At 72.0% G+C, this 14,576-nt stretch carries 13 protein-coding genes; 4 read left to right on the top strand and 9 right to left on the bottom strand.

All coding sequences use genetic code 11. The features are described 5' to 3' along the window. Window positions 1–200: 200 nt before the first annotated feature. The 5 genes from ACGFYY_RS12670 to ACGFYY_RS12650 form a co-directional block, all read right to left on the bottom strand. Entirely contained in the window at window positions 201–554 is a 354-nt protein-coding gene (locus ACGFYY_RS12670) for a DUF805 domain-containing protein (RefSeq protein WP_393708820.1), read from the bottom strand. A gap of 322 nt (window positions 555–876) precedes the next feature. Continuing rightward, window positions 877–1,692 (bottom strand): chitosanase, encoded by an 816-nt coding sequence (locus ACGFYY_RS12665; protein WP_393708949.1) that lies wholly within the window; start codon window positions 1,690–1,692, stop codon window positions 877–879. Window positions 1,693–1,822: 130 nt separating this feature from the next. Then, window positions 1,823–2,905: a magnesium/cobalt transporter CorA gene (gene corA / locus ACGFYY_RS12660; RefSeq protein WP_393708818.1), complete on the bottom strand. Its 1,083-nt coding sequence runs from the start codon at window positions 2,903–2,905 to the stop codon at window positions 1,823–1,825. 102 nt (window positions 2,906–3,007) lie between these two features. Next, window positions 3,008–3,400: a molybdopterin-binding protein gene (locus ACGFYY_RS12655; protein ID WP_030009938.1), complete on the bottom strand. Its 393-nt coding sequence runs from the start codon at window positions 3,398–3,400 to the stop codon at window positions 3,008–3,010. A gap of 33 nt (window positions 3,401–3,433) precedes the next feature. Continuing rightward, the gene (locus tag ACGFYY_RS12650) at window positions 3,434–4,342 is read right to left on the bottom strand and encodes a LysR family transcriptional regulator ArgP (RefSeq protein WP_393708947.1); all 909 of its coding nucleotides are present in this window, start codon (window positions 4,340–4,342) and stop codon (window positions 3,434–3,436) included. 69 nt (window positions 4,343–4,411) lie between these two features. Between ACGFYY_RS12650 and ACGFYY_RS12645 the strand changes: the two genes are divergently transcribed. From ACGFYY_RS12645 to ACGFYY_RS12635, 3 genes are read left to right on the top strand one after another with little or no spacing between them, the layout of a single operon-like run. Further along, window positions 4,412–5,035, top strand: a complete 624-nt coding sequence (locus ACGFYY_RS12645) for a LysE/ArgO family amino acid transporter (protein WP_365265156.1) — start codon at window positions 4,412–4,414, stop codon at window positions 5,033–5,035. Window positions 5,036–5,078: 43 nt separating this feature from the next. Further along, on the top strand, window positions 5,079–6,083 hold the full coding sequence (locus tag ACGFYY_RS12640; RefSeq protein WP_393708815.1) for an NUDIX domain-containing protein: 1,005 nt from the start codon (window positions 5,079–5,081) through the stop codon (window positions 6,081–6,083). Window positions 6,084–6,140: 57 nt separating this feature from the next. After that, entirely contained in the window at window positions 6,141–7,331 is a 1,191-nt protein-coding gene (locus ACGFYY_RS12635) for an MFS transporter (protein ID WP_393708813.1), read from the top strand. Between the two features lie 304 nt (window positions 7,332–7,635). Here ACGFYY_RS12635 and ACGFYY_RS12630 read toward each other — a convergent pair whose 3' ends face one another. From ACGFYY_RS12630 to ACGFYY_RS12615, 4 genes are all read right to left on the bottom strand, one after another. Next, a complete protein-coding gene (locus ACGFYY_RS12630; RefSeq protein WP_365265148.1) occupies window positions 7,636–9,081 on the bottom strand; it encodes a glyceraldehyde-3-phosphate dehydrogenase in 1,446 nt (481 codons plus the stop codon). 143 nt (window positions 9,082–9,224) lie between these two features. Beyond that, window positions 9,225–10,823 (bottom strand): phospholipase D family protein, encoded by a 1,599-nt coding sequence (locus ACGFYY_RS12625; RefSeq protein ID WP_393708810.1) that lies wholly within the window; start codon window positions 10,821–10,823, stop codon window positions 9,225–9,227. A 111-nt stretch (window positions 10,824–10,934) separates the two neighbouring features. After that, complete coding sequence (locus ACGFYY_RS12620) at window positions 10,935–11,870, bottom strand: hypothetical protein (protein ID WP_393708808.1); 936 nt, start codon at window positions 11,868–11,870, stop codon at window positions 10,935–10,937. After that, complete coding sequence (locus tag ACGFYY_RS12615) at window positions 11,867–13,282, bottom strand: phenylacetate--CoA ligase family protein (RefSeq protein ID WP_393708806.1); 1,416 nt, start codon at window positions 13,280–13,282, stop codon at window positions 11,867–11,869. The genes ACGFYY_RS12620 and ACGFYY_RS12615 overlap by 4 nt, the downstream gene beginning before the upstream one ends. A gap of 395 nt (window positions 13,283–13,677) precedes the next feature. Between ACGFYY_RS12615 and ACGFYY_RS12610 the strand changes: the two genes are divergently transcribed. Next, window positions 13,678–14,475, top strand: coding sequence for a helix-turn-helix domain-containing protein (locus ACGFYY_RS12610; protein WP_393708804.1), 798 nt, complete (start codon window positions 13,678–13,680; stop codon window positions 14,473–14,475). Window positions 14,476–14,576: the final 101 nt, after the last annotated feature.

Here is a 14,576-nt window from a genome sequence, read left to right as displayed (position 1 = left end):
CGTCTCTCGTCTGCAACATTGCTCGACATCAAGATATCTCGTGATCGGGCCGGTCAGCACAGCCCCCGGCCGCCAGTCCGCGAGACGCATGTCACGCGGCGCCCGACGGCCCCCGGAAATGCCGAGAGCGCCGCCCCACGGCCGTGGCCGGCCGGGGCGACGCTCGGGCGTTCAGGCCTTGATCAGGCCCGTACGACAGATCAGGCGGCGTAGGCCTTCGGGTCCGCGCCGTACTGGTTCGGCTGCGGCTGACCGGCGGTGGCGGTCAGGACGAGCAGCCAGATGCCACCGATGAACGGCACGAAGGCGATGAAGTACCAGGCGCCGGACTTGCCGAGGTCGTGCAGACGACGGACGGTGACGGCCAGGGTCGGCACGAGGGTACCGAGGAAGTACAGGCCGACGAGCAGCGGGTAGGTGCCCAGCACGCCGTCGAGGATCATCAGGACGATCGCGATGGCCACCTGGAAGAGGGTGAACATCCAGTACTCCTGGCGGCGCGCGCGGCCGGAGAACACGGCGTACTTCTTCAGGACATCGGTGTAGTGGTTCATGAGGGTCCCCCCAGAGGACGGTTGGTTCGGCCCGTCCTGCTGGAGCAAGCCGGGGCAGAACTTATGCCCCCCTTACGTCGCGGTCAAGCCACTTATGGGGAGGCCAAATCGGCAGGACCGCCCGATTTCCGGCACCGGAGTTACGACTTCGGGACACAGCACCGACACCATGTCCCTGAACGTCCGAAACATCCGTAGATGAGGCCCACTTGACGCCCCCGCGATTGTTCTGATCGTTACCCACATCGTTATCCCCCCGCGACACCGCGGGCCGGGACGGGGAGGAGGGCTCCCGACCCGGCCCGCGACCCGCGGCCCAGCGTCAGCCGATGTGGAAGGAGTCCCCGTAGACCTTCCAGTCGAGCGGCGTGTCGAGGTTCAGGTTGCCCTTCTTCAGGAAGACCCGCTGCGCGGTGTCGACCCGGCTGGTGTCGCTGTGCGCCTCCTCCTGCTTCATCGCCCAGACCCGGGCGTCGAGGAAGGCATTCAGGTAGGCGGTCTCGTTGCCGCCCTGGGACGGGGGCTTGGCCTTGGTCAGGGCGCGCTTGCGGATGTTGCGGAAGCTGGTGGGGTCGCCGCCGTCGCCGTGCATGACGATGGCGTCGTAGTAGATGAACTGCCCCAGTACGCCGACCCCGTCGGCCTTGCCCTGTTTCACGGACGGGTTGAAGTAGACCCGGTCGCGCTCGCGGTCCTGGGCCTTCCTGAAGTCGGCGTCCTGGGCCGCCTTCGCCCAGTCCTTGGTGAAGTTCGGGTCGAGTCCGGCGTGCGAGTCGCTGCCGTCGACCTTGCGCAGAGCGGGAAGGTACTTGGCGAGGACGTTGCCCGGCTTGATCTGCGTGTAGTACTCGACGAGGTCGAGCATGTCGCCGGTGCCGGAACAGAATCCGATGATGCCGGCCGTGTAACCGCGGCCGTCGTCTATGTCCTCGATGTACTTGTACTGCGCCTTCCAGTCCAGCGAGGAGTTCTCCGCACTGGAGACGATCTTCATGGCGATCTCCTTCTTCGCCGGATCGTCGAGTCCTACGGCTGCCGCCGCGGCGGTCTCCGCCACGGCGGCGGGGGCCGTGGTGGCGTGGGCGGCGACGGGGACGGCGATCAGTGCGCTGCCGAGCAACGCACCGATCGCCAGCATCTTGCGGCGGGGGGTGAACACAAGGCCTCCATCTGGTAGTTGAGGCGTCCCAGCTTCGTTAGGAAACTTTACTACCAGATCTGACGGCAGCTCAATACCCGGGCGCGCCCCAAGGAATGGCCGCGTCCGGTCAGAGCCAGCCGTTGCGCCTGAAGCCGCGGTGGATGACGAAGCAGGCGAGCGCCATGACGCCGAGGACCAGCGGATAGCCGTAGGTCCAGTGCAGTTCGGGCATGTGGTCGAAGTTCATGCCGTAGACCCCGCAGACCATCGTGGGCACGGCGACGATGGCCGCCCATGCCGTGATCTTGCGCATGTCCTCGTTCTGGGCGACGGTCACCTGCGCCAAGTGGGCCTGCAGGATGGAGTCGAGGAGGTTGTCGTAGGCGCCGATCTGTTCCGTGGCCCGGGTCAGGTGGTCCGCCACGTTGCGGAAGTACGCACGGGTCTCCGGCGGGATGACCGGTATCGGCTGCGTGGCCAGCTGCTGGAGCGGCCGGCTCAGGGGTGCCACCGCCCGCCGGAGCTCGAGGAGTTCACGCTTGAGCTGGTAGATGCGTCCCGCGTCGCCGCGGCCGCCGTCCTCGCTGAACACCGCTGTCTCGACGGCGTCGATGTCGTTCTGCACCGCGTCCGTCACCGCCACGTAGTCGTCGACCACGTGGTCGGCCATGGCGTGCAGAACGGCCGCCGGCCCGTTGGCCAGTTGCTCCGGGGCGGCCTCCAGCTCCTCGCGGACCGGACCCAGCGTGCCGCGGCCGCCGTGCCGGATGGTGATGATGAAGTCCTGGCCGGTGAAGGCCATCAGCTCGCCGGTCTCCACCACCTCGCTGGTCGCGGTCAGCTCCTCGTGCTCCACGTAGCGCACGGTCTTGAAGACGGAGAACAACGTGTCGTCGTAGCGCTCCACCTTGGGACGCTGGTGCGCGTTCACCGCGTCCTCGACGGCGAGGGGGTGCAGGCCGAACAGCTCGGCCAGCCCGGCCAGCTCCGACCTCGCCGGCTCATGCAGGCCGATCCAGACGAAGCCGTCCCCCGTCTTGCGGACCCGGCGCAGCGCCTCCTCGACCTCGGCGCAGTCGTCCTGCCGTACGCCGTCGCGGTAGACGATGCAGTTGACCACCGCACTGCCGAGCGGGGAGCGGGCCGGATGGCTGAGGTCGATGGCCCGCCGGTAGCTGCGCCGCACGACCCGGCGCAGGTTGCTGAACATGGACAACGGCGTACTCCCCTTCGGCGGATCAGCGGCCAGTCTGCCATCGGCGCCGGAACGCTCGCGTCCGGGCTCACCGCCTCGGGGGCTCCGCCGCCCGGCTCAGACCCGGTCGATGAACACGCTCGTCGACTTCACCCGCGCCGTGGCCCGCGCGCCCACCTCCAGCCCGAGCTCCTCCACCGCCTCGCGCGTCAGCAGTGACACGATGCGGTGCGGCCCGGCCTGGATCTCCACCTGCGCGTCGACCGTACCCAGCTTCACCCCGGTGACGATGCCGGGGAAGGCGTTGCGGGCCGAGGTGTACGGGGCCTCCTCGCCCTCGGCCCCCTCCTGCGCGGCCTCCACGCAGAAGGCGGCCAGGTCGGGCCCGTCCACCATCCGCCGGGTGCCCTCGCGGTGGGTGGGGAACCGTTCGGCATCCGCCCAGCGCCGGGCCGTGTCGACGCTGACGCCGAGCAGCCGGGCGGCCTGGCCGATCGTGTAGGACTCCATGGTCCGCAGCTTAGGGGGTGGCCTGCGGCGGGGTCAGGACGCGGGGTTGCGGAGCGCCTCCCGGGCCGCCGCCGCGATCACCTCCGCGACCGTCGACAGGGCGGGCGAGTCGAGCCTCCACTGCTGCCAGTACAGGGGGACGTCCATCGGCCGCAGCGGCTCCAGCAGAACCAACTGCCCCGTCCGCACCAGCGGTCTCGACTGCTGCTCCGGCACCAGGCCCCACCCCAGGCCGGCGACCACCGCGTCCCGGAACCCCTCCGAGGTCGGTATGTAGTGCCGTACCGGCCCCGCCCCGACCGCGGCGTCCCCCGTCAGCGCCCGGACGAAGGCGTCCTGGAGGTCGTCCTTCCGGTCGAACACGATCGTCGGCGCCTCCCGCAGGTCCCGCTCCGGCTCCCCCGTCAGGTACCGGGCCGCGAACGGCGGACTCGCCACCGGCAGGTACCGGGCCAGGCCCAGCATCCGCACGCTGCAACCGGCCACCGGGTCGGGCGAGGAGGTCACCGCCGCCATCACCTGCCCCTCCCGCAGCAGCGCGGTCGTGTGCGACTCGTCCTCGCGATGGAGCTCGATGCACACCGGCGGATCCTGCGGCACCCGAGCCAGCGCGGGCAGGAACCAGGTGGCGAGGGAGTCCGCGTTCACCGCGATCGGCAGCCGGACCGGGCCCATCCCGTCGGCCATCCCCAGCTCGGCGCGCGCGTCGCGCTCCAGGCGGGCCAGCTGCCGGGCGAAGCGGACCACCACCTCCCCGGACTCGGTCGCCCGCACCGGCTTCGTCCGCATCAGCAGCACCCGCCCGGTCCGCTGCTCCAACGCCTTGACCCGTTGGCTGACCGCGGAGGGGGTCACGTGCAGGGCGGCCGCGGCCGCGTCGAAAGTGCCCTCGTCCACCACGGCGAGCAGCGTGCGTACCTGGTCCAGCGGAAGTTCATCCATCACGAGTGCTAATGGTACGTAAAAATCTTTAGCTGTACTGAATCCACCCAGCTGCCTACCGTCGATGTCATGAACTACGGCATCGTCACCGCGGCCCTGGCCGGCTTCGGCACCGGACTCTCCCTCATCGTCGCCATCGGCGCGCAGAACGCCTTCGTCCTGCGCCAAGGCGCGCGCCGTCAGGCGGTCCTCGCCGTGGTCGCCATCTGTGCCCTCTCCGACGCGGTCCTCATCACCCTCGGCGTCGCCGGCGTCGGTGCCTTCGTCACCGCCTGGCCGGCCGCCCTGACGGTCGTCGCACTCGCCGGGGGCGCGTTCCTGATCTGCTACGGAGTCCTCGCCGCCCGCCGGGTGCTGCGGCCCGCCCCCGGCGCCGCCCTCACCACGGAGGGCACGACGAGCGGGTCCGCCCGCCGGGCCGTGCTGACCGCGCTGGCCATGACCTGGCTCAACCCGCACGTCTACCTGGACACCGTGCTGCTCCTCGGTTCCCTGGCCGCCGACCGCGGGGACCTGCGCTGGGCCTTCGCCGTCGGGGCGGTGCTGGGCAGCCTCACCTGGTTCGCCGGACTGGGCTACGGGGCGCGGCTGCTGAGCGGCCCGCTCGCCCGTCCGGGTGCCTGGCGCGTCCTGGACGGGCTCGTCGCTGCGACCATGGTCACCATGGGCGGCCTGCTGCTGGCCCGCGCCTGAACCCGCACGTCGGCGACGCCGACCCGATCCTCAGGAGCCTGCCGTGCCCGACCGTCCCTCCCCGCTCGTGGCCACCTCCGGGGTCGTCCTGGACACGCGCGGGCGGGTCCTCGTACTGACCGCCCCGGGCCGGACGGACCCGGAGCTTCCGGGCGGAGTGGTCGAGGGCACCGAGACCCCGGAGGAGGGGCTGGCCCGCGCACTGCGTCAGGGGCTGGGCATCGCTCGGCGGGCCGGCAGGCTGCTGGCGGTGGACTCGCGGCCGACCGGCGCGACCGGCCCGCCCGGCCGCTCCCTGATCGTGCACGTCCACCTGGTCGGACCGCTCCCCCTGTCGGAGGTCGCGGCGATCGCGCTCCCCGGCGGGGAGGGCGGCGAGGCGCGCTGGCTCCCGCCGGAGGCGGCCTGTGCGCTGCTGCCCGCCCCCGTCGCGCCCCGGCTGCGCGCCGCGCTGGCCGCCCTGCACGCCGGGTCCTTCGCCCACCTCGTCGACGGGGTGCCCCAGCCCGGCAGCCCGGCCGGTCTGGACCCGGCCCGGCGCGTCGCCCTGGAGCACTCGGGCACCCTCGACCCGGCCGACCATCGGGCCGGCCGCCCGAAGGCGGTGACCGCGGCGAGCGTGCTGTTCACCGGCTCCGACGGCAGGATCCTGCTGGTGCAGCCCGCGTACGGCCGGTCCGACCGCTGGAACCTGCCGGGCGGCGGCATCGACAGCGACCTCGGGGAGATCCCGCGCGCCGCCGCCCGGCGGGAGGTCCGGGAGGAACTGGGCCTGGACCTCGCTCCGGGTCGGCTGCTCGCCGTGAACTGGGCCCACAAGGCCGGTCGGCCCGCCCGGATCCGCTTCCTCTACGACGGCGGCGTCCTCGAGGACCCCGTCCTCGCCCGGATCCGACTGGACCCCACCGAGCTCCTCCAGTGGCGCACCGTCACCCCCGCGGACCTCCCCGGCCTGGTCAAACCCGCCCTGCGCCGGCAGATCACCGCCTGCCTGACCGCCCGCGCCACGGGCGCCGGTCCGCTGGAACTGCACGCCGGCCGACCCTGACCGACGGGCGCGGCCGCCGCCGCGCCGGGCCGCCGCGGCGGGGTTACCGTCGGCGGCATGGACGGTGATCGTCAGCGGTGGCGCCAGTGCCTGCTCGCCGGGGCGGTGTTCGCCGTGTGCATGGCGGGCACCACGCTGCCCACCCCCCTGTACGGGCTCTACCAGGAGAAGTTCGGGTTCTCCGAGCTGGTGGTGACCGTCGTGTACGCCGTGTACGCCTTCGGGGTGATCGGCGTCCTGCTGCTGGCGGGCAACGCCTCGGACGTCGTCGGCAGGCGACCCGTGCTGCTGGCCGGCCTGGCCTTCTCGGCAGCCAGTGCCGTCTGCTTCCTGTGCGCCACCGGCATGGGCTGGCTGTACGCGGGCCGGCTGCTGTCGGGGCTGTCCGCCGGGCTGTTCACCGGGGCCGCCACCGCCTACGTGATGGAACTGGCGCCGAGCGGCGGTGCCTCGCGGGCCACCTTCGTGGCGACGGCCGCCAACATGGGCGGCCTGGGCTGCGGCCCCCTGCTCGCCGGAGTGCTCGCGCAGTACGCCGCCTGGCCGCTGTACCTGCCGTTCGCCGTCCACCTGGCGCTGGTGGCCGTCTCGGCCGGTGTCCTGGCGCGGCTCCCCGAGACCGTGCGCGACCGGCAGCCCCTGCGTGCCGTACGACCACAGCGGCCCGGCCTGCCCCCGCAGGTGCGGTCCGTGTTCGCGCCCGCGGCGATCGCCTCCTTCGTCGGCTTCGCGCTGTTCGGGGTGTTCACCTCGGTCAGCCCCGCCTTCCTCGCCGAGTCCTTGGACGTGCACAACCGCGCGGTGAGCGGACTGATCGTCGCGCTGGCCTTCTTCGCCTCGACCGCCGGACAACTGGTGGTCGGCCGGCTCGGGGTGGGCCGGTCGCTGCCGCTGGGCTGCGCCGGGCTGCTCGCCGGGCTGGCGCTGCTCGCGGGCGCGCTGTGGTGGGACCTGCTGGCGCTGGTGGTGGCGAGCGCCGTGGTCGGCGGGTTCGGGCAAGGCCTGGCGTTCCGCGGGGCCCTGGCAGCGGTGGCCGCGGCCTCGCCGCCGGACCGCCGGGCGGCGGTGATCTCGATGCTGTTCGTGGTGGCGTACACCGGCATCTCGCTGCCGGTGATCGGGGTGGGGCTGCTGGTCGACCCGATCGGTCTGGAGGGCGCCGGTCTGGTGTTCATCGCCTGCATGGCCGTACTGGTCGTGGCCGCGGCCGGGTACCTGCTGCGCCGCCCGGTACGGGCCCACGCGTGAGGCGCGGGCCGCGTCCGACGCGGCTCACGCCGGGTCCGCGCCGCCGGTCAGTCGATCCCCAGCGGCGGATCCTGGCTCGGCGTGCGGGTCCACGGCAGCGCCGGCCGAGGGTGTGCGTGCTCGTGGCCGTCCTGGCCGGGATCGCGCCGGCCCGCCATCCGGCGGCGCCGCGCCGGCCGGGGGCGGGACGCACGACAGGCGGGGGACGGCGGGCGGGGCGACCGATGCGCGTCGGCATCGGTCGCCCTCCCACCATCACCCCGCCTGTCGAAGCAGCCGGTCGGACGGCGAGCGTTCCGACGGATCAGACCGCCGGAACCGGGTAGGTCGGGTACTCGACGCCGGACACGTGCTGGACCACACGGATGACCTGGCAGGAGTAGCCGAACTCGTTGTCGTACCAGAGGTAGAGGATGGCGTTGTCGCCGTCCACCTTGGTGGCGCCCGCGTCGACGATCGAGGAGTGGCGCGAACCGACGAAGTCCATGGAGACCGCGTCGGGAGCCGTGGTGAAGTCGATCTGACGCTTGAGCGGCGAGTGCAGCGAGACGTCGCGGAGGTAGTCGAGGACCTCGTCGCGGGTGGTCTCACGGCCCAGGCGCAGGCTCAGGATGGCGATCGAGACGTCCGGGACGGGGACGCGGATCGAGCTGCCGGTGATCGGGGCCTTGAGGTCGGGCAGCGCCTTGGCGACGGCCGAGGCGGCGCCGGTCTCGGTGATGACCATGTTGAGCGGCGCGGAGCGGCCACGACGGTCGGCCTTGTGGTAGTTGTCCAGCAGGTTCTGGTCGTTCGTGAACGAGTGGACGGTCTCCACGTGACCGCGCAGCACACCGTACTCGTCGTCCATGGCCTTGAGCGGCGGGACGATCGCGTTGGTGGTGCAGGAGGCGCAGGACAGGATCTGCTCGTCCGGCTTGATGGTGTCGTGGTTGACGCCGTGGACGATGTTCGGGACGTCGCCCTTGCCCGGAGCCGTCAGCACGACCTTGTCGATGCCGGGGCGCAGGTGCTTGGACAGACCCTCACGGTCGCGCCACTTGCCCGTGTTGTCGATGAGGATGGCGTCCTTGATGCCGTGCTCGGTGTAGTCCACCTCGGACGGGTCGTTCGCGTAGATCACCTTGATGGCGTTGCCGTTGGCGATGATCGTGCTGTTCGCCTCGTCGACGGTGATCGTGCCCTGGAACTGGCCGTGGATCGAGTCGCGGCGCAGCAGCGAGGCGCGCTTGACGATGTCCTGGTCGCCGCCCTGGCGGACGACGATGGCCCGCAGGCGCAGGCCGTTTCCGGAGCCGGCCTTCTCGATCAGCAGGCGGGCGACGAGGCGGCCGATGCGGCCGAAGCCGTACAGGACGACGTCGCGGCCGTCACCGCGCTCGAGCTTGTTCGCGCCGGTGGCGCCGGCGACGGCGTCGGCGGTGAACTCGGCCACCGAGAGGCCGCGGTCGTCGCTCTTGTAGTCCGCGGCGAGCATGCCGATGTCGATCTGGGACGGGCCGAGATCGAGCGTGGTCAGAACCTGCAGGAACGGCAGCGTCTCGGTGACCGAGAGCTCCTCACCGGCGATCTGACGGGCGAATCGGTGGGTCTTGAGGATGCTGACCACCGACTTGTTCACCAAGGAGCGGCTGTGGAGCAGGATCGTGACGTCCCGCTCCCGGTGCAGCTTCCCGATGATCGGGATCATCGACTCCGCGATCTCCTCGCGGTTCTTCCAGCTGGTGAACGAGTCCTCATTGACAGTCACAGGATTATCTTTCGAGCTAGGCGGTGCTCATATGCTAACCCGCCGCCATTTTGGTCACTTAAGCGGTACCCACCGTGTCGGGAACGGGCACTATGTGACATCAATTTGTACGTTTTAGCAATGGTTTGCCGCTAGAAGGTGCCTCAGAACCTTCGCCGGAGCCTCATCCCGAGCGGGCGGCCGTCCGGGTCCACCAGCGCCCGGTGCAGCGGGGTGGCGAGCGCCCGCCGCGCCGTCCCGAGCTCCGGACGGGCGTACCGGCGCAGCCGTCCCGGCGGGCGCGGGCAGTGCCGGCCGCCCTCGTACCAGGCGTCGAGCGCGGCGGCACTCTCCGCGAAGAGATCGAAAGCGGACACAGGGTCGCACAGTGCGTCCGTCGCCCCGGCATCGGTGTGCTCGGCCATGAGTTCCAGGCGCAGTTCGCGGGCGAAGAACCGGGCCCCGTCGCCGAGACCGCCCGGGTCGGCCGGAGGCCGCGGATCGGTGCGCTCGTCGTACACGACGCAGCTGAGCTCGGAATCATGGCTCCAGGAACGGAGGTTGATGTTGTCCGAGCCGATGGAGGCCCATACGTCGTCGATCACGCACGCCTTCGCGTGGACGTAGACGGGGGTTCCGGCCCGGTTCTCCAGGCCGTACACCGCGACCCGGTCGCCACCGGCCTCGCGCAGCTCGTCCAGCGCCTTGATCCGCCCGATCAGGTTCATCGGCAGCGTGAGCGGACCGGTCTGCTCCGGGACCGTGGGAACGACCCCGATCAGCCGCAACCCCGGATGCCGGCGCAGGGCCCGGGCGAAGCAGTCCACCACCCGGGGCGACCACAGGTACTGGTCCTCCAGGTAGATCAGCGACCGGGCCCGCCGCAGCGCCTTGGTGTACCCCCGCGCGATGCTGCGCTCGCCGTCGGGGGCGAAGGGGTAACCGCGCAGCAGCCGGTTCGGGTAGGTCCGCAGCAGTTGGACGGTGTGCGTCCCGCACCGCGCCGGGTCCGGGGTCTGCCGTGGCAGCGGGTCGGCGCTGACGTCCTCGCGGTGCATCCGCTCCCGCAGCCGGGTCAGCGGGCTCCGGCTGAGCGGAGCCGGATCCTCCCACCGTTCGCGGAAGACGGCCTCGACGTCGCCCACGACCGGGCCGCGCAGGGCCAGCTGGAGGTCGTGCCACGGCGGATGCGGCCCGTAGGCGGGGGCCAGGGGCAGTGACTGCCGGTCCCCGGCGTGCGTCGCGTCGTCGTTGCGGTTGCGACAGAGGTCGATGCCGCCGACGTAGGCGACGTCCAGCTCCGGGCGGCCCGGATGGCGCAGCACCACGAGTTTCTGGTGGTGGGAACCGCCCGGCCGCACCCTCATGTCCAGCAGGCACTCCGCTCCGGCCTCCGTGAGCTCCGCGCCGAAGCGGAGGTTCTCCTCTTGGCTGAAGCGAAGACCGTCCAGGTGGGAGCGCCACAGCAGACCCTTCACGACGACACCCCGCTCGGCCGCCCGGCACAGGACCGAGCCGATCTCGGTGCCGGGTCCGTCGAGCCGTTCGTCGGGGTCGCCGCGCCAGTCGGTGAACAGCAGCAGATCGCCCGGGCCCATCCCGCGGACGGCCGCCAGGAGCTCCGCGAAGTACACCGCTCCGTGGACCAGGGGGCGTGCGTGGTTCCCCCGGGACCAGGCCGCGCCGTCCGGGCGACGCCGATCCAGGCGCGTCGCCGGGTTGCCCCGTTCACCCGGTTCCAGAAGCCAGTCGGCACGGGGCATCGCTCCGGCCCTCCGATCGCACTGGAGTACGGCAGTCCCAGGCTAGCCGCGTCCGCGGGGCTCGGCCCGTCGGAGGCGGCCCGCGCCGGAGGGCCCTCGGGGGCGGGCCCGTCAGCGCACCGGTTCGGCCGTGGCTCCCCGGGCCGGGCCCGGCCGGTCTGCCGCTCCGCGGGGCGTGGCGTCGGCGGTGGCGGTCCCGCGGTGGGGTACGTCGGCCATCCGCCGCTCCGGGCCGCGGCGGCGCAGGTAGCGGTAGCCGAGGAAGGCCGCCGGGCCGAAGAACACCTGGGCCGGGATGAGGGCCGGCGCGTGGCCGGTGGCCGCGGCGAGGACGTGCAGCGTGGCGACCGGGGCCACGGCGCCGAAGAGGGTGACGAGCGTGATCCCGGTCCGCAGCCCCGGCGTCCCGTACGCCTTGTACGCGGTGGTGGTGAACAGTGCGTACGCCAGCAGGTCGCCCATGCCGACCACCGCGCCCAGGTCCTCGCCGATGCGCAGGCCCGCGGCGGGGGCGTACGGATACCCCTGGACGGCGTCGGACAGCTGCTGGGTCAGGGGTACGACCCAGGCGAAGAAGGCGTCGTACGCGGTCAGCGCGAGCAGGAACCACGCGACGTTCTTCAGCCGCATCCCGCCCTGCACGTTGAGGTTCGTGGCGGAGACCACGATCAGCACGACGACGGCGCTGTTCGCCACCCAGTACGGCGGCGCGGTCTCGCCGAAGGCGAGGTGGCAGCCGAGCACGCTCGCGATCAGTACGGCGATCAGCGACCGGCGCAGCCGGGCGTTCCCGATCACGGGCTGGTAGCCGACGGACAGTCCGCCTGTGAAGACGAGGGCGAGCACCACCGGCAGGACCGCTCCGGGCAGCGTCAGGTAGATGTACGGCAGGGCCAGGACGAAGCCCATCATCATGAAGATGTCGCTGCCGTTGAAGACGCCGACGGGCGGCCTCGGCGTGCGTACGGCACGGAAGTAGGCGATCGCGCCGGCGCACGCGCCGACCGCCAGGACGAGGGTGACCGCGAGCTGGAAGAAGACGCTCATGCCTGGCTCCGGGTGAAGGTGTGCTCCAGCAGATCGCAGCGGAGGGGGAAGAGGCGCGCGGCCTCCTCCTCGTCCACCGGCAGGACCGTGACCCGGGCGTCGACGGCCCCGGCCCGCAGTCGCTCGGTCACCTCCGCCACGGTGACCTCTTCGGACGCGACCTCCACGTGCAGCCGGCCGTCCGCGCCGACCTCCGCCCGGTGGCGGAGCGGGAACGGCAGGCCCGGGGTGCCGTCCAGCGCCTCCACGATGTCGCGCGGGGCCACGATGCCCGCGACGGTGCGGTGCAGTTGGCCGGCTTTGCCGAGGATGTGGGAGACGGCGGGCACGGCCGACAGTTCGCAGCCGGGCTCGCCCTCCAGGGTGCGGACCACGTCACCGGTGTTGTAGCGCAGGACCGGCATGCACTCCCGGTAGGGGAAGTAGGGGGTGATCGTCAGTTCGCCGAGCCGACCGGGGGCCGCGGGCCCACCCGTCTCCAGGTCGAGGACCTCGGTGTAGCCCATGTTGGGGTCGATGTGGAGGTGCCGCTCACCACAGGTGCGGCCGCCGACCGGGAGCAGTTCCGTCATACCGAAGGAGTCGCCCACGGTCCTGGCGCCGAAGGTCTCGCGCAGGGCGTCCGACAGGCTCCGCGACAGCATCTCCCCGCCGGCGTAGATCGCGCGCAACGCGAAGTCCTGCGGTCCGTAGCCGCGTCGTCGGGCGGCGGTGACCATCTGGCCGAGGTAGCTGGGGTTGCCGGTGAGGATGGTGGGTCGGGCGCCCCCGCCCGCGCCCAGCAGGTGCTCGACGGACTCGTCCGGCGGGATCTGTCCCACGACGTGGCAGGAGGCGTTGGCGAGCCGGCACACCTCCACGTCCTCCTGGACGGCGGCCGTCGCCCGAGAACTGAGGTTGATCTGCATCCGGTCGCCGGGCCCGAGGTCACCGCGCAGCACCAGGGACAGGGCGATCAGCGCGGGCCACAGCTCCATCTCGTAGCGGGAGAGCCAGATCTGCACGGGGCGGCCGGTGGTGCCGGTCGTCTGGGTCGCCAGGTAGGGGGCGCCGCACAGGAAGTCGGCGGGACGTTCGATGAGGTCGGCCTTGCGGGTCACGGGGATCCTGGTGAGCGTCTCGACGGACACGCCGTCGAGGTCGATGCCGGCGAGCCGCTCCCGGTAGAACGGAGAACGCGTGGCGAGCCTGCGCACGGTCCGCCGGAGCGCGCGGTCCTGCAGGTCCCGGCGTTCGTCGGGGTCGGCGAACGGTCCGTCGGCCAGTTCGTCGACGTCGTCGCCCAGCGACCCGAACTCCTCCAGTGTGCGGAGGGCGTCGGCGACCAGTCGCTCGACGGCCCGTACGTTCAGCCGCCGGCCGAACACCATCGCCATGGCCACTCGAACCTGGCGGACACCGGTCTCCAGCACGCGTACCTCCCTGGGGCGTGGCGAAGGGGTGGGGGCGACGCGCCGCCCCCACCCCTCACTTCTTCGTCAGCTGGAAGAACAGGTGGAGAAGAAGACCGCCGTCATGGCGCCCATGACGTACTTGAACTGCTTGGCGCTCGTCCTGATCGCACTCATCGGATCCTCCTTGCTCGTTCCGGTCGGACGGAACCTCGGGCTCTTCCCAAGCCGCCGTGACGTTCCGTCACTTGGACGAGACGACAATGGCGCGATCGGGACGCGCGGGCAATGATCTGGTCCATTCAACGGACCGGTGAACGGGGGACGGCACCTCTCGTACCTCCGACGAGCCGGTACGAACGGGGAGTTCTGGTTCCGTCCGACCGATGGGGCCAGGCGTGAAAGGGGGACCGCCCATGGCCAGATCCGGCACAGAGGGGCGGGGCGTACTGGAAGGTGCCTTCGCGTTGATGGAGGTGCTCGCGGAGGGCGAGGAGGTCGGGCTGACCCGCCTCGCGACGGACGCGGAGCTGCCGAAGGCGACCGCCCACCGGCTGCTGGGCCAGTTGGTCGCGCTGGGCGCGGTGCAGAGCCGCTCCGGCCGCTACCGACTCGGGGCGCGGGCCTTCCGCCTGGGTCAGGCATGGCACCCGGCGCGGGCGCTGCGTGCGGCATCGGCCCGACCGCTGCGCGAGCTGGCCTCCGCGCACGGCCGCCTGAGTCTCAGCCTGTCGGTGGCGGAGGCGGGCCGGACGATCGTCGTCGCGGGTCTGCGCGGCGAGGTGGACGACGTGTTTCCGCTGAGGTCGGGCGTCGTACTGCCGTCCGGGAGCGCGGCCGAGCTGATCCTGGCGGCCGCCGCCCCGGTGGGTGACCCGCCGGAGGGGCGGTCGGCGGCCTCGTGGGCCCGCGAGGTCGCGCAGGTCAGGGAGCGGGGACTCGCCTTCGAGTACGGGCAGTGCGTGAGCACCCTCTCGTGCGTGGCGGCGCCGATCCTGTCCGCGTCCGGGCAGGTGGTCGCCGCGGTGGCGGCGACCGCCCTCGACCCCCGGCAGATCGCCCCGCTGGGCGAGTCCGTGGCCCGGGCGGCGGCGATGATCAGCGCGAACCTGTCCCGCCGGTCGGCCACCGCGGCCCGGCCCCACCGCGAACGGCCCGCCCACCCACCAGGCCCCCGCGCAGCGCATCCCGTCCTGGCGGGTCCGCGCCCGTAGCCAGCCGACCCGGACAGCGAGGGGGCCGTGCCGGAATCCTCCGGAGCGGCCCCCTCGACCGGGCCGGAGTGCCGACGGAGGGTGACCGTGCCACGCTGATT

It is taken from the genome of Streptomyces sp. NPDC048331 (assembly GCF_043201215.1).
Taxonomy (GTDB): domain Bacteria; phylum Actinomycetota; class Actinomycetes; order Streptomycetales; family Streptomycetaceae; genus Streptomyces.
Note: the sequence above shows the minus strand (reverse complement) of the source record. Positions and strands in the feature narration are given on the sequence as shown.